Source organism: Streptococcus henryi DSM 19005 (assembly GCF_000376985.1).
GTDB lineage: Bacteria > Bacillota > Bacilli > Lactobacillales > Streptococcaceae > Streptococcus > Streptococcus henryi.
The window spans coordinates 105,736-125,508 of the sequence record NZ_AQYA01000031.1 but is presented as its reverse complement, the minus strand read 5'-3'; the positions used below and the strand labels follow the sequence as shown (position 1 = coordinate 125,508).

Annotated in this window: 17 protein-coding genes; 16 read left to right on the top strand and 1 reads right to left on the bottom strand. The window is 41.2% G+C overall.

Features of this window, described 5'->3' with window-relative positions:
• Window positions 1–140: 140 nt before the first annotated feature.
• Window positions 141–1,397: a tyrosine--tRNA ligase gene (gene tyrS, locus F601_RS0105660; protein ID WP_018164699.1), complete on the bottom strand. Its 1,257-nt coding sequence runs from the start codon at window positions 1,395–1,397 to the stop codon at window positions 141–143.
• 143 nt (window positions 1,398–1,540) lie between these two features.
• On the opposite strand from tyrS, the gene pbp1b reads away from it, so the two are divergent.
• The 16 genes from pbp1b to F601_RS0105580 all read left to right on the top strand — a co-directional run bounded on the left by pbp1b (window position 1,541) and on the right by F601_RS0105580 (window position 19,661).
• Complete coding sequence (gene pbp1b, locus F601_RS0105655) at window positions 1,541–3,835, top strand: penicillin-binding protein PBP1B (protein ID WP_018164698.1); 2,295 nt, start codon at window positions 1,541–1,543, stop codon at window positions 3,833–3,835.
• Window positions 3,836–4,096: 261 nt separating this feature from the next.
• Window positions 4,097–7,684, top strand: a complete 3,588-nt coding sequence (gene rpoB / locus F601_RS0105650) for a DNA-directed RNA polymerase subunit beta (protein ID WP_018164697.1) — start codon at window positions 4,097–4,099, stop codon at window positions 7,682–7,684.
• A gap of 296 nt (window positions 7,685–7,980) precedes the next feature.
• Entirely contained in the window at window positions 7,981–11,628 is a 3,648-nt protein-coding gene (gene rpoC, locus F601_RS0105645; protein ID WP_018164696.1) for a DNA-directed RNA polymerase subunit beta', read from the top strand.
• Between the two features lie 214 nt (window positions 11,629–11,842).
• Window positions 11,843–12,208 (top strand): DUF1033 family protein, encoded by a 366-nt coding sequence (locus F601_RS0105640; protein ID WP_018164695.1) that lies wholly within the window; start codon window positions 11,843–11,845, stop codon window positions 12,206–12,208.
• Between the two features lie 88 nt (window positions 12,209–12,296).
• Window positions 12,297–12,800, top strand: a complete 504-nt coding sequence (locus F601_RS0105635; protein WP_018164694.1) for a phosphatidylglycerophosphatase A family protein — start codon at window positions 12,297–12,299, stop codon at window positions 12,798–12,800.
• A 96-nt stretch (window positions 12,801–12,896) separates the two neighbouring features.
• Complete coding sequence (gene comGA, locus F601_RS0105630; RefSeq protein ID WP_018164693.1) at window positions 12,897–13,838, top strand: competence type IV pilus ATPase ComGA; 942 nt, start codon at window positions 12,897–12,899, stop codon at window positions 13,836–13,838.
• Window positions 13,762–14,805, top strand: coding sequence for a competence type IV pilus assembly protein ComGB (gene comGB / locus F601_RS0105625; protein WP_081600871.1), 1,044 nt, complete (start codon window positions 13,762–13,764; stop codon window positions 14,803–14,805). The genes comGA and comGB overlap by 77 nt, the downstream gene beginning before the upstream one ends.
• Window positions 14,806–15,099, top strand: coding sequence for a competence type IV pilus major pilin ComGC (gene comGC / locus F601_RS0105620; protein ID WP_018164691.1), 294 nt, complete (start codon window positions 14,806–14,808; stop codon window positions 15,097–15,099).
• Complete coding sequence (gene comGD, locus F601_RS0105615; protein WP_040833373.1) at window positions 15,083–15,526, top strand: competence type IV pilus minor pilin ComGD; 444 nt, start codon at window positions 15,083–15,085, stop codon at window positions 15,524–15,526. Before comGC ends, comGD begins: the two co-directional genes overlap by 17 nt.
• The gene (gene comGE / locus F601_RS0105610; RefSeq protein ID WP_026183125.1) at window positions 15,480–15,773 is read left to right on the top strand and encodes a competence type IV pilus minor pilin ComGE; all 294 of its coding nucleotides are present in this window, start codon (window positions 15,480–15,482) and stop codon (window positions 15,771–15,773) included. Before comGD ends, comGE begins: the two co-directional genes overlap by 47 nt.
• Complete coding sequence (comGF, locus tag F601_RS0105605) at window positions 15,727–16,194, top strand: competence type IV pilus minor pilin ComGF (protein ID WP_040833370.1); 468 nt, start codon at window positions 15,727–15,729, stop codon at window positions 16,192–16,194. The genes comGE and comGF overlap by 47 nt, the downstream gene beginning before the upstream one ends.
• Window positions 16,172–16,540 (top strand): competence type IV pilus minor pilin ComGG, encoded by a 369-nt coding sequence (gene comGG / locus F601_RS0105600; RefSeq protein WP_018164687.1) that lies wholly within the window; start codon window positions 16,172–16,174, stop codon window positions 16,538–16,540. The genes comGF and comGG overlap by 23 nt, the downstream gene beginning before the upstream one ends.
• Window positions 16,541–16,593: 53 nt before the next feature.
• Window positions 16,594–17,550 (top strand): class I SAM-dependent methyltransferase, encoded by a 957-nt coding sequence (locus F601_RS0105595; protein WP_018164686.1) that lies wholly within the window; start codon window positions 16,594–16,596, stop codon window positions 17,548–17,550.
• Between the two features lie 51 nt (window positions 17,551–17,601).
• On the top strand, window positions 17,602–18,795 hold the full coding sequence (locus F601_RS0105590) for an acetate kinase (protein ID WP_018164685.1): 1,194 nt from the start codon (window positions 17,602–17,604) through the stop codon (window positions 18,793–18,795).
• Window positions 18,796–18,995: 200 nt separating this feature from the next.
• A complete protein-coding gene (locus F601_RS0105585; protein WP_018164684.1) occupies window positions 18,996–19,445 on the top strand; it encodes a hypothetical protein in 450 nt (149 codons plus the stop codon).
• Between the two features lie 15 nt (window positions 19,446–19,460).
• Window positions 19,461–19,661 (top strand): helix-turn-helix transcriptional regulator, encoded by a 201-nt coding sequence (locus F601_RS0105580; protein ID WP_018164683.1) that lies wholly within the window; start codon window positions 19,461–19,463, stop codon window positions 19,659–19,661.
• Window positions 19,662–19,773: the final 112 nt, after the last annotated feature.

The following is a 19,773-nucleotide window of genomic DNA, read 5'->3' as shown; positions in this document are numbered from 1 at the left end:
TTTCAAGAGAAGCACAACGGCCTCGCTCCTCTTGAAATGAGGAACAAGGCCGTTGCTTAATCTTTTATTATTTCGTTGTCCACTTGACAGGGAGCAGTTCACTAAGGGCTGGTTATTTTTTAAGATTGTTAATTTACTTGTTAGTAAGTCAAAACTGAGTTTTTCTTTTTACCGCGGCGGATAACGGTAAGTTCACCGTCAATTTTATCTGCATCTGAGAGTGTATAATCCAAGTCTTGTACGCGTTCACCATTGATGTAGATAGCACCATTGGTAACATCTTCGCGCGCTTGGCGTTTTGATGGTGAGATTTTAGCAGTTACGAGAATTTCAACAATGTTGAGGTTATCTTCAGATTGAACTTGATATGTTGGAACACCGTTAAGTGCTTGTTTAAGGTCACGGGCTGAAAGAGCTTTGATATTTCCAGCGAAGAGTTGTTCAGTGATGTTAAGTGCTTGTTTGTAAGCTTCTTCACCATGAACAAGTGTTACCACTTCACGAGCTAAGATTTTTTGAGCAAGACGCTCATGACGTGCTGCGTTGAATTCTTCTTCAATTTTGGCAATTTCTTCAAGAGATAAGAAAGTGAAGATTTTGAGGAAGCGGACAGCGTCGTCGTCCATGACATTGAGCCAGAATTGGTACATTTCGTATGGAGATGTTTTGTCTGCATCAAGCCAAACAGCATTACCTTCTGATTTACCGAATTTTTTACCTGTTGAATCTGTAATAAGCGGAACAGTGATGACGTGACCAGTCTTGTCAGCCTTACGGCGAAGCAATTCTGTACCAGCTGTCATATTGCCCCATTGGTCAGAACCTCCAATTTGAAGGGTAACATTGTGCTTGTCGTTAAGTTCGTAGAAGTCATAGCCTTGCATGATTTGGTAAGCGAACTCTGTGTATGAGATACCAGTTTCAATACGTTTTTTAACAGATTCCTTGCTCATCATGTAGTTGACAGTGAAGTATTTACCGACATCACGAAGAAAGTCGATGAAGCTGATTGAGCCAAACCAGTCGTAGTTATTGACCATTTCAGCTTTATTTTCCCCATTTTCGAAATCTAGGAAACGTGATAATTGACCTTGGATTTTAGTTACCCAACCATCAACGGTGTCTTTTGTTTGAAGGCTGCGCTCAGCATCTTTGAAAGATGGGTCACCAATAAGTCCAGTAGCACCACCGACAAGTGCATATGGTTTATGCCCTGCTAATTGCAAGCGGCGTGATGTCAGGATGGCAACCAAGTGGCCAAGGTGAAGGCTGTCAGCAGTTGGATCATAGCCAGTATAATAGGATACTTGCCCTTCTGTTAATGCTTTGACAAGGGCTTCTTCATCGGTCGTTTGAAAGACCAAGCCACGTTCTTTGAGTTCTTCAAAAATATTCATGAGGCTTTCTCCATTTTCTCTAGGATACAGGACCTTGAGTGAATCCTGTTCAATAATATAGTTTACAGGCTATTATATCAAAAAAAGGCCATGCTATGCAAGCTTAGTGAAAATTTGATATAATATTGTCTGAGGTATTGTTAATGTTTAATGGGAAAAAAACTAAACAGAAGAAAAAGAAATTAGATTACTCAATTACAGATATTGGGTCCATTTTTTTAAGAACGATTAAACTGTTAGTGGATTTTGGATATGTCATCGTCCTGCTTTTTGTTATGCTTGGAGCAGGAATGGCTTTTGGTTACTTGGCCAGTCAGGTAGATTCTGTTAAAGTTCCAGATAAGGAGAGCTTGGTCAGTCAAGTGAGCTCATTAACTAGAATTTCAGAATTAACATATGCTGATGGTTCTACTATTGCAAGTATCGATTCTGATTTGCTGAGAACGCCAGTTGGTTATGATGCTATTTCGGATAATGTTAAGCATGCTATTATTGCTACGGAAGATGAAAATTTTGAAGCTCATAATGGTGTTGTTCCGAAAGCAGTGTTTCGTGCGACTTTAGCTTCCATTTTGGGATTTGGTGAATCCAGTGGAGGTTCAACACTGACCCAACAGTTACTTAAGCAACAAGTATTGGGTGATGATCCGACTTTTAAACGGAAATCTAAAGAAATTATCTACGCGCTAGCCCTAGAGCGTTATATGGGGAAAGAAGAAATCCTGACGGATTATCTTAACGTTTCACCGTTTGGACGCAATAATAAGGGGCAGAATATAGCGGGCATTGAAGAGGCTGCGCGAGGAATATTTGGTGTTTCAGCCAAAGATTTGACTGTTCCACAGGCTGCCTTTTTAGCTGGTTTGCCACAAAGTCCAATTGTCTATTCTCCTTATATGTCCGATGGGCAGTTGAAATCTGAGGAAGATATGTCTTACGGCTTGGCTCGTCAGCAAGATGTCTTATACAACATGCATCGTTCAGGGTATTTAACTGCAGATGAGTATCAGGAATATAAGTCTTATAATATTGCTGCGGACTTTATCCCAACGCAATCAGCATCAACTGTTAATCATGATTTCCTCTACTACACAGTTTTATCAGCTGCTCAAGAGGTTATGTTTGATTACTTGGTAGAGCTTGATCAGGTTTCTGCTCAAGATTTAAAAAATGATGCTACAAAAGAGGCCTATGAAGCGCGTGCTCTTCAAGAGCTCCAACAGGGTGGCTATAAGATTAAATCAACGATAAATAAAACGATTTATGATGCTATGCAGACGGCTGCGGCGCAATATGGTGGTCTTTTAGATGATGGAACTGGAACTGTACAGATGGGGAATGTCCTAACTGATAATGCTACAGGAGCTGTAATCGGATTTATTGGCGGAAGAGATTACTCTATTAATCAAAACAACCATGCCTTTGACACTAAACGCTCGCCTGGATCTAGTATTAAACCGATTTTGCCATATGGTATTGCGATTGATCAAGGTCTCATGGGAAGTGCTAGCGTTTTGTCAAATTACCCAACGACTTTCTCAAGCGGTGAAAAAATCATGCACGCTTCCGATGTTGGTACGACCATGATTGATTTGAAAGAAGCTTTGAATGTTTCTTGGAATATTCCAGCCTTCTGGACTTATCAAATGCTTTTAAACCAAGGTGTCGATGTTAAAGATTATATGACAAAAATGAACTATGACATTGATAGTTATCATATCGAAAGTCTACCTCTCGGTGGTGGGATTGATGTATCCGTAGCTACTCAAACAAATGCCTATCAAATGTTAGCTAATAATGGTGAATTTGAAGAACAGTATATGATTGAAACCATTACCGCAAGTGATGGAACTGTGATTTATCAACACGAGTCAAATCCAGTTAGAATCTTTTCAAAAGCAACTGCAACCATCATGCAAGACCTTCTTCGTGGACCAATCAGTTCTGGAAAAACAACGACATTTAAGTCACGTTTGGCAGCTTTGAATCCAACATTAGCTAATGCTGACTGGATTGGGAAAACTGGGACAACAAACTCAACATCAGACGTTTGGTTGATGGTAGCAACTCCTAAGGTAACTTTGGGAGCATGGGCCGGTCATGATGATAACCGTTCGATGCAAGCTCTTACCGGTTATAACAATAATGCCAATTATGTTGCTCACCTAGTCAATGCGATTAACCAAGCTGATGGTAATTTATTCGGTGTTGGAGAACGCTTTAGCCTTGATTCAAGTGTTATTCAGTCAACGGTTTTGAAATCAACTGGTTTACGAGCTGGCGTAGTTACTGTTAATGGCCGTAGCATTACAGTTGGTGGTGCAACAACAACAAGTAATTGGGCTTTGAATGGACCAGGAACCATGACTTACCGCTTTGCTATTGGGGGAACAGATAGTGACTATGTAAAAGCTTGGGCAGCCTTGACTAAGAAATGATATGACTTGCTTTTTCATAAAAAATAAGGTATAATACATTAGATATTTGTCGTCTTCTTTGGTTGAAATATTGTCCAACCAGGGTTTACAGCAGTTAAATCACACTTTCAAGTCCGATTTAGCTGCTCTTTTTGTGCCTATTTTTGGAAAAAATATTGGTTGTAACCTATATTTAAAGTTTCTAAAAATTCACATTTAGACGAGTGATTTTTGTTGCTTGACCTGCTTTGTGGGTCTAAAGACATAGAAGGAGTTAATATTTTGGCAGGACATGACGTTCAATACGGGAAACATCGTACCCGTCGTAGCTTTTCAAGAATTAAAGAAGTTCTTGATTTACCAAATTTGATTGAAATTCAAACAGACTCTTTCAAGGATTTCTTGGACAATGGTTTGAAAGAAGTCTTTGAGGATGTACTTCCTATCTCAAACTTTACTGACACTATGGAGTTGGAGTTTGTTGGTTATGAATTAAAAGAACCAAAGTATACTTTGGAAGAAGCTCGTATCCACGACGCATCTTACTCAGCGCCAATCTTTGTTACTTTCCGTTTGGTTAACAAAGAAACTGGTGAAATCAAGACTCAAGAAGTTTTCTTCGGTGATTTCCCAATTATGACTGAAATGGGTACCTTCATCATCAACGGTGGTGAGCGTATTATCGTTTCTCAGTTAGTTCGTTCTCCAGGTGTTTACTTTAACGATAAAGTAGATAAGAACGGTAAAATCGGTTACGGTTCAACTGTTATCCCTAACCGTGGTGCTTGGTTAGAGCTTGAATCAGATTCAAAAGATATTGCCTATACGCGTATCGACCGTACACGTAAGATTCCATTCACAACACTTGTTCGTGCTCTTGGTTTCTCTGGTGATGACGAAATCATGGATATTTTTGGTGATAGCGACTTGGTTCGTAACACTATCGAAAAAGATATTCATAAAAATCCATCAGATTCTCGTACTGATGAAGCCCTTAAAGAAATTTACGAGCGCCTTCGTCCAGGTGAACCTAAGACTGCTGATAGCTCACGTAGCCTTTTGACAGCTCGTTTCTTCGACCCACGTCGTTATGATTTGGCTGCTGTAGGTCGTTACAAAATCAATAAAAAACTTAATATTAAGACTCGTCTTCTTAACCAAACAATCGCTGAAAATCTTGTTGACGGTGAAACAGGAGAAATCCTTGTTGAAGCTGGTACAGTGATGACTCGCGATGTGATTGAATCAATTGAAGAGCATCTTGACGGTGATTTGAACAAATTTGTTTACACACCAAATGACTATGCTGTTGTAACTGAACCAGTTGTTCTTCAAAAATTCAAGGTTGTTGCTCCAACTGATCCAGATCGCGTTGTAACAATTGTTGGTAATGCGAATCCAGAAGATCGCGTTCGTGCGCTTACTCCGGCTGATATTTTGGCTGAAATGTCATACTTCCTTAACCTTGCAGAAGGTCTTGGAAAAGTTGATGATATCGACCACTTGGGTAACCGTCGTATTCGTGCTGTAGGTGAGTTGTTGGCCAACCAATTCCGTATTGGTCTTGCTCGTATGGAACGTAATGTTCGTGAACGTATGTCAGCTCAAGACACTGAAACATTGACACCAACTGGAATTATCAATATCCGTCCTGTAACTGCAGCGGTTAAAGAATTCTTTGGTTCATCACAGTTGTCACAGTTCATGGACCAACACAACCCACTTTCTGAGTTGTCTCACAAACGTCGTTTGTCAGCCTTAGGACCTGGCGGTTTGACACGTGACCGTGCTGGATATGAAGTACGTGACGTGCACTACACGCATTATGGTCGTATGTGTCCGATTGAGACACCTGAAGGACCAAACATCGGTTTGATTAATAACTTGTCTTCATTTGGTCACCTTAACAAGTATGGTTTCATTCAAACACCTTATCGCAAAGTTGATCGTAAAACTGGTGTTGTTACCAATGAAATCCAATGGTTGACTGCGGATGAAGAAGATGAATTTACAGTTGCACAAGCAAACTCACCATTGACTGAAGATGGTAAATTTGCTAATGAAATTGTTATGGGTCGTCACCAAGGTAATAACCAAGAGTTCCCTGCAAGCATCGTTGATTTTGTTGACGTTTCTCCTAAACAGGTAGTTGCCGTTGCGACAGCATGTATTCCTTTCTTGGAAAACGATGACTCCAACCGTGCCCTCATGGGTGCCAACATGCAACGTCAGGCTGTGCCATTGATTGATCCACATGCACCATACGTTGGTACTGGTATGGAATATCAAGCAGCCCACGATTCAGGTGCTGCCGTTATTGCACAACATGATGGACGCGTTGTCTTCTCAGACGCTGAAAAAGTTGAAGTACGCCGTGAAGATGGCTCACTTGATGTTTACCACATCACTAAATTCCGTCGTTCAAACTCAGGTACTGCTTATAACCAACGTACCCTTGTAAAAGTTGGTGATATCATTGAAAAAGGTGATTTCATCGCCGATGGACCTTCTATGGAAAATGGAGAAATGGCGCTTGGACAAAACCCAATCGTTGCCTACATGACATGGGAAGGTTACAACTTCGAGGATGCGGTTATCATGTCTGAACGTCTTGTTAAGGAAGATGTTTATACATCTGTTCACTTGGAAGAATTTGAATCAGAAACTCGTGATACAAAGCTTGGGCCTGAAGAAATCACACGTGAAATTCCAAACGTTGGTGAAGAAGCCCTCAAAGACCTTGACGAAATGGGTATTATCCGTATCGGTGCTGAGGTTAAAGAAGGCGACATCCTTGTTGGTAAAGTAACACCTAAGGGTGAAAAAGATCTTTCAGCTGAAGAACGTCTCTTGCACGCTATCTTTGGTGATAAGTCACGTGAAGTACGTGATACATCACTTCGTGTACCTCACGGTGGAGATGGTATCGTTCGTGACGTGAAAATCTTTACACGTGCCAACGGTGATGAATTGCAATCTGGTGTTAACATGCTTGTTCGTGTTTACATCGCTCAAAAACGTAAAATTAAGGTCGGAGATAAGATGGCCGGTCGTCACGGTAACAAAGGGGTTGTTTCTCGTATTGTTCCTGTTGAAGACATGCCTTATCTTCCAGACGGAACTCCTGTTGATATCATGCTTAACCCGCTCGGGGTGCCATCACGTATGAATATCGGACAAGTTATGGAACTTCACTTGGGTATGGCTGCTCGTAACTTGGGTATCCACATCGCAACTCCAGTCTTTGACGGAGCAAGCTCAGAAGATCTTTGGGATACTGTTCGTGAAGCTGGTATGGATTCAGACGCTAAGACAGTTCTTTATGATGGCCGTACTGGTGAACCATTTGACAACCGTGTATCAGTTGGTGTCATGTACATGATCAAACTTCACCACATGGTTGATGATAAACTTCACGCTCGTTCAGTAGGTCCTTACTCACTTGTTACACAACAACCATTGGGTGGTAAAGCTCAATTTGGTGGACAACGTTTCGGTGAGATGGAAGTTTGGGCTTTGGAAGCTTATGGCGCTTCAAACGTTCTTCAAGAAATCTTGACTTACAAGTCAGATGATGTTAACGGACGTCTCAAAGCATACGAAGCTATTACTAAAGGTAAACCAATTCCAAAACCAGGTGTTCCAGAATCATTCCGCGTTCTTGTTAAAGAATTGCAATCACTTGGTCTTGATATGCGTGTCCTTGATGAAGATGACAATGAAGTAGAACTTCGTGATCTTGATGAAGGTGAAGATGATGACGTGATGCACGTTGATGATCTTGAAAAAGCACGTCAAAAACAAGAGGAAGAAGAAAAAGCCGCAGCAGAAGCGGCAGCTGCTGAAGCTGAAACAGTAGAAGAAGACTAATAAGTTTGTTCAATAGATTATGTTATAAATTGTCAGATTTACCTACTTGCTAGGTGACTAAAAGGAAGAGGAAATTGAATTCTCTTCCTCGTGGCAATTATAAATGAAATCAGTTGAATGATGTAATAGACTAATAGAGTCTTGCTAGCTATGGTAAACTTACTATCGTGTCAGTTAAAACCTACTATATCAGGTGAGCTAAGTAAAAGGAAATCACGATAATTGATAGTCTTTTCGCTCAATGATAAGAACTTGTTCTGCAAACTCTATGGATAAATCAAAGAAAGGTAAAACTAGTGGTTGACGTAAATCGTTTTAAAAGTATGCAAATCACATTAGCCTCACCTACAAAAGTCCGTTCATGGTCTTATGGTGAAGTTAAAAAACCTGAAACAATCAACTACCGTACGCTCAAACCAGAACGTGAAGGACTTTTTGATGAAGTCATCTTTGGTCCTACAAAAGACTGGGAATGTGCTTGTGGTAAATACAAACGTATCCGTTATAAAGGTATTGTTTGTGACCGCTGTGGTGTTGAAGTAACTCGTGCTAAAGTTCGTCGCGAACGCATGGGTCACATTGAATTGAAAGCTCCAGTATCACACATCTGGTACTTCAAAGGAATTCCATCACGTATGGGACTTACCCTTGATATGAGTCCACGTGCCCTTGAGGAAGTTATTTATTTTGCTGCTTATGTGGTTATTGATCCTATGGATACACCACTTGAGCCAAAATCACTTTTGACTGAGCGTGAATATCGTGAAAAACTTCAAGAATATGGTTACGGTTCATTCGTTGCTAAGATGGGTGCAGAAGCTATTCAAGACCTTCTTAAACGTGTTGATCTTGAATCTGAAATTGCAGAGCTTAAAGAAGAGCTTAAATCAGCAACAGGACAAAAACGTGTTAAGGCTGTTCGCCGTTTGGACGTTCTTGATGCCTTCTATAAATCTGGTAACAAACCAGAATGGATGATCCTTAACATCCTTCCAGTTATTCCACCAGATCTTCGTCCTATGGTTCAATTGGATGGTGGCCGCTTTGCCGCTTCTGACTTGAATGACCTTTACCGTCGTGTTATTAACCGTAACAACCGTTTGGCTCGTCTCTTGGAACTTAACGCTCCAGGAATCATCGTGCAAAACGAAAAACGTATGTTGCAAGAAGCGGTTGATGCACTTATCGATAACGGTCGTCGCGGTCGTCCAATTACAGGACCAGGTAGCCGTCCGCTTAAATCTTTGAGTCACATGCTTAAAGGTAAACAAGGACGTTTCCGTCAGAACTTGCTCGGAAAACGTGTTGACTTCTCAGGACGTTCAGTTATCGCCGTTGGTCCAACACTTAAAATGTATCAATGTGGTGTGCCACGTGAAATGGCTATCGAACTCTTCAAACCATTTGTTATGCGTGAAATTGTTGCCCGTGATTTTGCTGGTAACGTTAAAGCAGCTAAACGTATGGTAGAACGTGGAGATGAACGCATCTGGGATATTCTTGAAGAAGTCATCAAAGAACACCCAGTTCTTCTTAACCGCGCACCTACTCTTCACAGACTTGGTATCCAAGCCTTTGAACCAGTTCTTATTGATGGTAAAGCCCTTCGTCTTCACCCATTGGTATGTGAAGCCTACAATGCCGACTTTGACGGTGACCAAATGGCCATCCACGTGCCATTGTCAGAAGAAGCTCAAGCAGAAGCACGTCTTCTTATGCTTGCGGCTGAGCACATCCTTAACCCTAAAGATGGTAAACCAGTTGTAACCCCTTCTCAGGATATGGTTCTTGGTAACTACTACCTTACAATGGAAGACGCTGGTCGTGAAGGCGAAGGTATGGTCTTTAAAGATAAAGACGAAGCTGTTATGGCTTACCGTAATGGTTATGTTCACTTGCACTCACGTGTTGGTATTGCTGTTGACAGTATGCCAAACAAACCTTGGACAGATGAACAAAAACATAAAATCATGGTAACAACAGTTGGTAAGATTCTCTTCAATGACATCATGCCAGAAGATCTTCCATATCTACAAGAGCCAAACAATGCTAACTTGACCGAAAAAACACCAGATAAATACTTCTTGGAACTTGGTCAAGATATCCAAAGCGTTATTGATGGTTTGGAAATCAATGTTCCATTCAAGAAGAAAAATCTTGGTAACATCATTGCTGAAACCTTCAAACGTTTCCGTACAACTGAAACATCAGCCTTCCTTGACCGCCTCAAAGACCTTGGTTACTACCATTCAACACTTGCTGGTTTGACAGTGGGCATTGCCGATATCCCAGTTATCGATAACAAGGCTGAGATTATCGAAGCAGCTCACCACAAAGTTGAAGAAATTAACAAAGCCTTCCGTCGTGGTCTCATGACTGATGATGACCGTTATGTTGCGGTTACAACAACATGGCGTGAAGCTAAGGAAGCTCTTGAAAAACGTCTGATTGAAACACAAGATCCTAAGAACCCAATCGTTATGATGATGGACTCTGGAGCTCGTGGTAACATCTCTAACTTCTCTCAACTTGCCGGTATGCGTGGTTTGATGGCCGCTCCTAACGGACGTATCATGGAATTGCCTATCTTGTCTAACTTCCGTGAAGGTCTTAGCGTTTTGGAAATGTTCTTCTCAACTCACGGTGCTCGTAAAGGTATGACCGATACGGCCCTTAAGACAGCCGACTCAGGTTATCTTACTCGTCGTTTGGTTGACGTTGCCCAAGATGTTATCATTCGTGAAGATGATTGTGGAACTGACCGTGGTCTTCTTATCTCAGCAATTACTGATGGTAAAGAAGTTACTGAAACACTTGAAGAACGTCTTCAAGGTCGTTACACTAAGAAATCAGTTAAACACCCAGAAACAGGCGAAGTTATTGTTGGCCCAGATACATTGATTACAGAAGACATGGCTGCTGCTATTGCTAAGGCTGGTGTGGAAGAAGTTACTATCCGTTCAGTCTTTACATGTAACACTCGTCATGGTGTCTGCCGTCATTGTTATGGTATTAACTTGGCAACTGGTGATGCTGTTGAAGTTGGTGAAGCAGTTGGTACAATCGCTGCGCAATCTATCGGGGAACCTGGTACACAGCTTACAATGCGTACCTTCCACACGGGTGGTGTTGCGTCAAATACCGATATCACACAAGGTCTTCCTCGTATCCAGGAAATCTTCGAAGCTCGTAACCCTAAAGGGGAAGCTGTTATCACTGAAGTTAAAGGTACAGTTATCGAGATTGAAGAAGATTCTTCAACACGTACTAAGAAAGTCTTCGTTCAAGGTAAGACTGGTATGGGTGAGTATGTAGTACCATTTACAGCTCGCATGAAAGTTGAAGTTGGTGACGAAATTGCCCGCGGTGCTGCTCTTACTGAAGGTTCAATTCAACCTAAACGTCTCCTAGAAGTTCGTGACACTTTGTCAGTTGAAACTTACCTTCTTGCTGAGGTACAAAAAGTTTACCGTAGCCAAGGGGTAGAAATCGGTGACAAACACGTTGAGGTAATGGTTCGCCAAATGCTTCGCAAAGTTCGTGTCATGGATCCAGGTGATACAGATCTTCTTCCTGGTACTCTTATGGACATTTCTGATTTTACAGATGCTAACAAAGATATCGTTATCGCTGGTGGTATTCCTGCAACATCACGTCCAGTCCTTATGGGTATTACTAAAGCTTCCCTTGAAACGAATTCATTCTTGTCAGCTGCATCATTCCAAGAAACAACTCGAGTTCTTACAGATGCTGCTATCCGTGGTAAGAAAGATCACCTTCTCGGTCTTAAAGAAAATGTTATCATCGGTAAAATCATTCCAGCTGGTACAGGTATGGCACGTTACCGTAACCTTGAACCACAAGCTGTTAATGATCCATTAGATGGAACAGAAGAAGCGACTGTAGAAGTTGTTGAAGAAGTTCAAGCGACAGAAGCTGAATAGGCAATATTGAAAATCAAAATATTTTTGGTTTTCAAGTATAACAGAAAAAGTCTGAGTTTTCTCAGGCTTTTTTCAATTCTTAGGAAACTTTCTTTATCTTAACAGCTAATCCTTTTTAAGCAAAGCTATTTTTCTAATAAAAATCATGCCAAATGAGCAAATGCTTTTTAAAAAGTCACCATTTTGGATATAATAAAGCACGAGGAAAAATATTATGTATCAAGTTATAAAAATGTATGGAGACTGGGAACCATGGTGGTTTTTGGAAGATTGGAAGAATGATATTATAGAGGAAGCAACTTATGTTAAATTTGAAGATGCCTTCAAAGCTTACGAGAAAGAATGGCTGCGCCTAAAATCAGATTTACCTAGCTATAAAAGTCATAAAAATCTTTTAGCAGCTTTTTGGGATAAATCTGAGCAACGCTGGTGTGAAGAATGTGATGAATATCTACAACAGTATCACTCTATTTTACTCTTGAAGGATGGTCAAGAGCTGACAGAAGACTATTCATTAGAAGACTTTGAGCAACGAAATGCTACTCCAGAATTACCATCAAGCTGTGCTATAAAACGTTAAAAGCCCGATTGTTAGAAAATCGAGTGATCAACTTTATTAATCAGACCTTTTCCTAGTTTTTTGCTACAATAGGGCTAGGAGGTGTCTTATGAAATCTGATAACGAATTAAATATCAAATCTCAGAGTTTGTTAAAAGAACGTGGTGTAGAGCTTAAAGATATCGCTGAACTAGTTCTATTTTTACAAAATCAGTATATCAAAGATTTGACGCTTGAAGAATGTTTGGAGAGTGTTAAAGCTGTTCTTAAGAAGCGTGAAGTTCAGAATACTATTATCACTGGGATTGAATTAGACATGCTGGCAGAGCAGGGGAAATTGTCCCAACCGCTCAATGATATCCTCATGGAAGATGAGGGCCTCTATGGTGTAGATGAAATTTTGGCTCTATCCATTGTCAATGTTTTTGGCTCCATCGGCTTTACCAACTACGGCTATATTGATAAACTAAAGCCTGGTATTATTAAAAAATTGGATAGCAAAAATGGACCTTCTTGCAATACTTTCCTAGATGATATTGTAGGTGCAATTGCTGCTTCGGCTGCCAGTCGTATTGCTCATTCCAATCCAGACAAGATTGGTCTGGTTGACTAGTAGATTACTATTTAAATTATTAATAAGTTTTAAAAATCTTACTTTTGTAAGGTTTTTTTCTTTTTGTTTGCGAATAATAATAGTGAGGAGGGAACAATGGTTCAAAAATTAGCGAGAAAGATTATCGGGCAGGCTGTGGAGGTCAATGCTCAGGATATTTATATGATTCCAAGGGCTGACTACTATGAGCTCTATATGCGAATTGGTGATGAGCGCCGTTTTATCGATGAATTTGAGAGTCAGCAGATGATGGCTCTGATAAGTCATTTTAAGTTTGTGGCGGGGATGAATGTGGGTGAGAAGCGCCGCAGTCAGCTGGGCTCCTGTGATTATGCTTTTGCGGATGGGGAGGAGATTTCTCTGCGCCTGTCCAGTGTCGGTGATTATCGCGGTAAGGAAAGTTTGGTTGTGCGCCTGCTCTACTCGGGCCGCCATGACCTGCATTATTGGTTCAATGGCATGCGCAATCTTCTGGAAGCTGTTGGCAGTCGAGGGCTCTATCTTTTTTCGGGTCCAGTTGGGAGCGGCAAGACCACTCTCATGCACCAGTTAGTAGCTGAAAAATTTCCTGACAAGCAGATTATTTCTATCGAGGATCCGGTCGAGATTAAGCAGGACAACATGTTGCAGCTGCAGCTCAATGAGAGTATCGGCATGACTTATGATAATCTGATCAAGCTCTCTCTGCGCCACCGCCCCGACATCCTCATCATAGGAGAAATTCGTGATAGTGAGACAGCCCGTGCGGTTCTTCGGGCCAGTCTAACAGGCACTATGGTCTTCTCCACCGTCCACGCTAAGAGCATAGCGGGCGTTTACGCTAGGCTCTTGGAGTTGGGTGTCAGTCATCAGGAGTTGGTCAATAGCTTGCGCCTGATAGCCTATCAGCGTTTGATTGGGGGAGGAGGTGTCATTGACTTTGCGGACTCAGACTTCCAAAACCATCAGCCAGACAAATGGAATGAGCAGATTGAAAGCCTTGCTCGTGACGGACATATCACTGCTGCGCAAGCAAAAATCGAAAAGATTGCCGCTTAAGAAGCAGCGCAAGGTCATCCAGCTCTTTAACAATCTGCTGGAGAGCGGCTTTAACCTGACAGAAATGGTTACCTTTCTCAGGCGCAGCCAGCTCTTGGCAGATGACTATACCGACCGCATGCAGCAAACGCTGCTCAATGGACAGGGTCTGCCTGAAATGATGGCAGAATTGGGATTCTCAGACGCTGTCGTTACCCAAATTTCCCTAGCAGACATCCATGGCAATACGCAGAAGAGCCTCTTGAAAATTGAAACCTATTTGACCAGCCTCATGGCTGTCAGAAAGAAGCTGATAGAGGTAGCGACCTACCCCATTATCTTGCTGACTTTTCTGGTTTTGATTATGCTGGGGCTCAAGAATTATTTGCTGCCGCAGCTGGAGGAGGGCAACCTTGCTACCAGCATGATTGCCAATTTTCCTATGATTTTCTTGGGTTCATTGGCACTTTTGGCAATGGCTGCGCTGGGACTTTACATCTACAGCCGACGCCAATCGCGCATAGCCTTAGCCAGTCGTCTTAGCAGGATGCCCTTGCTTGGTCCTTATGTCAAGCTTTACCTGACAGCCTATTATGCGCGTGAGTGGGGGAATCTGATCAGACAGGGTGTGGATATGGCCCAAATTGTTCAGCTCATGCAGGGTCAGAAGTCTCTGCTATTTCAAGAAATCGGAAAAGATATGGAATCTGGGCTCATGTCTGGGCGGGACTTTCGTCAAAAAGTCTTGGACTACCCCTTTTTCCTGCGGGAGCTCAGCCTCATGATTGAGTACGGGCAGGTCAAGTCCAAGCTGGGTAAAGAGCTGGAAATCTATGCAGAAGAGGCCTGGGAGACTTTCTTTTCTAAGTTGACACGGGCGACCCAACTGGTTCAGCCCCTAGTCTTTATCGGTGTGGCCTTGGTCATTGTCATGATTTATGCGGCCATGCTTTTACCTATCTATGACAATATGGGAGGATATTTGTAAATGAAAAAAATGTTTGATGTGATGAAGAAGAGAACAGTTTCTGCGTTTACTTTAGTAGAAATGTTAATTGTTCTTCTCATCATAAGTTTTTTGATGCTGCTCTTTGTCCCTAACTTGACCAAGCAGAAGGTTGCTGTTCAGGACAAGGGTAATGCGGCAGTCGTCAAGGTGGTTGAGAGTCAGCTGGAACTCTATGAGTTGAAAAATGGAAAATCGGGTTCAGTAGCAGAATTAGTGGCTGATGACTACATTTCGCAGGACCAAGCCGATATCTACAATGGGACTAAGAAGTAGTTTGCTTTCTAGGCGCTTTAAGGCTTTTACTTTGCTTGACAGCCTCTTGACCCTAGCCATAACAACCTTTATGATTTTATCTTTATCCGTTTCTGTCTCTGGAATTTTTCAAAGGGTTGAGGAGAAACTTTTCTTTCTGTCTTTTGAAAATCTCTATCGTGATACACAGAAACTAGCTAATATTAAGCAGGAGAGTATGATTCTTGAGATTTCAGAAAGTCAGATATCAAATGGGGTGGCTAGATTGGATTTACCTGACGGAATAAAGGTGGTGAACAGGCATTCTATCACTTTTAATCAGGCTGGTGGTAATTCTTCCCTGACCAAAATCGTTTTTGAGAGTGGGAACAAGCGCGTGACATATCAACTTTACATAGGGAGTGGTAATTATAAAAAGACAGAAAGTGAGAGCCTATATTCTCCTTGAAAGTTTGGTTGCTTTAGGTATCTTGGCAGCCATAACGACCCTTGTTTTAGGGCAAATGGACTTAAATAGACAACGGATGGAGGATAATTTGAGGCGGCAGGAAGTGCTCAATGTGGCGACTATGGCTGTACAGACCAAGCAGGATAAGCTGACATTGAACGGTGTCAGTGTAACTATTATTAGAAAGGGTGAGAGTATCCATGTTTACAAAGGTGACAAGCTGCTTTTACAGGTTCAAAAAGACTAGATTAGCTGCATTTACTCTTTTGGAGTGTTTGGTCGCCCTGTTTTGTCTCTCGGGCTCGGTTTTAGTTTACAGTGGGTTGACACGGTCTCTTTCGGCTAATGTAGTCTATTTATCAAATAATGAACAGAGTAACTGGCTACTGTTCTCTCAACAATTGCGTTCTGAGCTTGAGAGCAGTCGTTTTAAAAGAATTGAGAATGATAAACTTTACGTGACTAAGGCTGATAAGACCATAGCTTTTGGGAAATCCAAGAATGATGATTTTAGAAAAACGAATGCAACTGGTCAAGGCTATCAGCCCATGCTTTTTGGAATTAAAAGCTCTGCTATTTCTAAAAAAGGAAATATTGTGAGGATTGACTTAGAATTTGAAGGTGGCTTGGAGAGGAGTTTTGTGTATGCTTTTGAGGAAGCGGGTTAAGGCTGGGATTTTGCTTTACGCTCTTCTTATGTCAGCTGTTTTTGCCCTGCTTTTAAACTTTTATCTTTTGCGCGTTCAGGCTAATGAGAGACAGTCAATAGCACAATTATCAGCAAGTCAGGCCTTTCTAATGGCTGAAGTCACTAAGGATTTGGCAACTGAAGATGCTGGAACTGTCTCTTTTAATCAAGGTAGCGCCAGCTATTCTCACAAAAAGGACCAACTTTCCGTTAAGGTTCGTTTGGATAATGGGCAGAGCTTCTCCTATGTGTTCGCTAGAGAACAGAAACAGGAGGTTGACAGTAAGTTGACAAGAAATATTGATGACAGTTCTATTGATAAGTAGGGCTTTCTTTTCATTTGGCTTATTTTTTGGTATGATAAGGGGCGGAGGAAATCATGAATTTTGAAAAAATCGAAACAGCCTACGAGCTGATTTTAGAAAATATCCAAGTGATTGAAAACGAGTTAAAAACTCACATTTACGATGCCTTGATTGAACAAAATTCCTTCTATCTTGGCGCAGAAGGAGCAAATGAAAGAGTTGCTGCTAATAATGATAAGCTCCGTCAGCTTGATTTGACTAAGGAAGAATGGCGTAGAGCCTTTCAATTTATCTTTATCAAGGTTGGACAAACGGAAAGTTTACAAGCTAACCATCAGTTTACGCCAGATGCTATTGGCTTTATCCTCATGTTCTTGCTAGAGAACATGACGAGTGAAGAAAAACTTGATGTCCTTGAAATTGGCAGCGGAACAGGTAATTTGGCCCAAACTCTTCTCAATAATTCATCAAAAGAGCTTGATTACATGGGAATTGAAGTGGATGATTTACTGATTGATCTCTCTGCCAGCATCGCAGAAATTATGGAATCCAGTGCTCAATTTCTTCAAGAAGATGCTGTTCGTCCACAGATTCTTAAGGAAAGTGATGTCATCATCAGTGATTTACCAGTCGGCTTTTATCCAAATGATGACATTGCCAAGCGTTACAAGGTAGCTAGCCCGCAAGGTCATACCTATGCCCACCATCTTCTCATGGAGCAATCTCTCAAGTATCTTAAGAAAAATGGCATAGCGATTTTCTTGGCACCTATGAGTCTCTTGACCAGCGATCAAAGTCAACTCCTGAAGGATTGGCTTAAGGGCTACGCTGATGTCATTGCAGTGGTAACCTTACCTGAAAATGTCTTTGGTAACAGTGCCAATGCCAAGTCAATCTTTGTTTTGCAGAAACAAGCAGAGCAAGCACCAGAGACTTTTGTTTATCCTTTATCAGATTTGCAAAATCGTGAGGTTCTTACAGATTTCATTGAAAATTTTCAAAAATGGAAAAATGATAATATGAATTTGTGAAAAATTATGATAGAATAAGGATACATTCTGAAAACGCTTTAGAGGTGAATTATGTCAAAAACTATTTCAATTAATGCAGGAAGTTCAAGTCTTAAATGGCAATTATATAAAATGCCAGAAGAAGAAGTGATTGCAAAAGGTCTGATTGAACGCATCGGTCTTGAAGACGGTGTTTCAACAGTTAAATTTAATGGTCAGACGGAAACAGAAACAACTGGTATTCCTAACCATACAATTGCAGTTAAGATTCTTTTAGAAGATTTGCTTCGTTTGAATATCATTACAAGCTATGATGAAATCACAGGTGTTGGTCACCGTGTTGTTGCTGGTGGTGAAATTTTTAAAGAGTCAGCTTTGATTGGTGAAAAAGAAATCCAAGAAATTGAAGATCTTAGCCCACTTGCTCCTCTTCACAACCCAGCTCACGTTGCAGCTATGCGTGCTTTCCAAGAAGTACTGCCAGAGGTGACAAACGTTGCGGTATTCGATACAGCCTTCCATACAACTATGCCAGCTGTAGCCTACCGTTACCCAATCGCTAACAAGTATTATGACAACTATCAAGTTCGTAAATACGGTGCTCACGGGACAAGCCATCAATATGTAGCACATGAAGCTGCTAAATTGCTTGGAAAACCTATCGAAGATACTAAAATCATCACTTGTCATATCGGTAATGGTGCATCTATCACTGCTGTCAAGGGCGGAAAATCTGTTGATACATCAATGGGATTGACTCCACTTGGCGGTATCATGATGGGAACACGTTCTGGTGACCTTGATCCAGCAATCATCCCATTCTTGATTGACCGTGAACCAGAATTGGCAGATGCTGAAGCTATTCGTAACATCTTCAACCGCGAATCAGGACTCTTTGGTATTTCTGAAAAATCAAGCGATATGCGTGATATCATTGCAGGTAAAGAAGAGGGCGATGCTAAATGTACCCTTGCCTTTGAAATGTATGTTGACCGTGTTAAAAAATATATCGGCCAGTATGTTGCTGTCTTGAACGGTGTTGATGCTATTGTCTTCACAGCAGGTGTTGGTGAAAACTCAGTACCTTTCCGTCAAGCAGTTCTTGATGGTCTGACTTGGTTTGGTATCGATGTTGATCCAGAAAAGAACGTCTTTGGTGTTGAAGGCGATGTGACAAAACCAGAATCAAAAGTCAAAGTCTTTGTCATTCCAACTGATGAAGAGCTTGTCATTGCTCGTGACGTTGAACGACTCAAAACTAAATAAGTTATCACATTTATGATAAGACCAGAAAAGTTGGCTGAGAAATTGGTCAGCTTTTTTGCATGCTCTGAAGCCTGCTAACAGAAAAAGTAAAGAAAACTTTACGAAAAATGTAAAACTTGCTTGACAAAAAATGTAAAGGGTACTATACTAAAAGTGTAAAGTTAACTTGACAAAGTACAAAGTACAAAGGAGAAATAAACATGAAAAAAATAACACAAGAAAGTCTTATAAAAGATGCTAAATCAACTTTATTTGCTACCTTGGTATTAACAGCAATCATCGTCTATTTAATAATGGATGCCGTATTCTCCAGAGATGATATGGTGGTCGGTCTCACGATTATTGCTTTGGTATGGATAAGCGATGGCTACCGTTCTATCCGGTTATTGATAGATAAAACTTATTTGAAGCAGTACTGGATTAGAAGGACGGATGAGCGTAATGTTCAAATTGAAAATATTGTCCTACGCCGCATGTTCCAAATTATATTCGTTCTCTATTTTACAGGTGCTGGTTTAGTCTTGGGTTACTTTTCGCAAGACTTATCATCAGAGGTTCAAGGAATATTGGCGGCAGCTTTTGCAGGCTTAACCGCCCTCCTTGCTCTTATCTTCTACAGCCTTAAATGGTATTATCAACGAAAACTATGATGTAGAGGTGAGGCAATGAAAACACGAATACAAGAATTGCGCAAGGCTAATAAGGTTAGTCAGGCGGAGTTGGCTGATGCTCTGGATGTGACCAGGCAGACCATCATTTCCCTGGAGAAGGGGCGCTACAATGCGTCGCTGGAGCTGGCCTATAAGATTGCTAAGTATTTTGGAAAGACAATCGAAGAAGTTTTTCTCTTTGAAGACAGTGATTAATTTAAGACAGACACGACAGGGTCCTAAAAGCTAAGCAATTGTTTGGGGTTATCAGACTTGCTGGCTGCTTCAGTAGGATATCAGCTTTGTGTCGCGAAGGTAAGATTTCAAA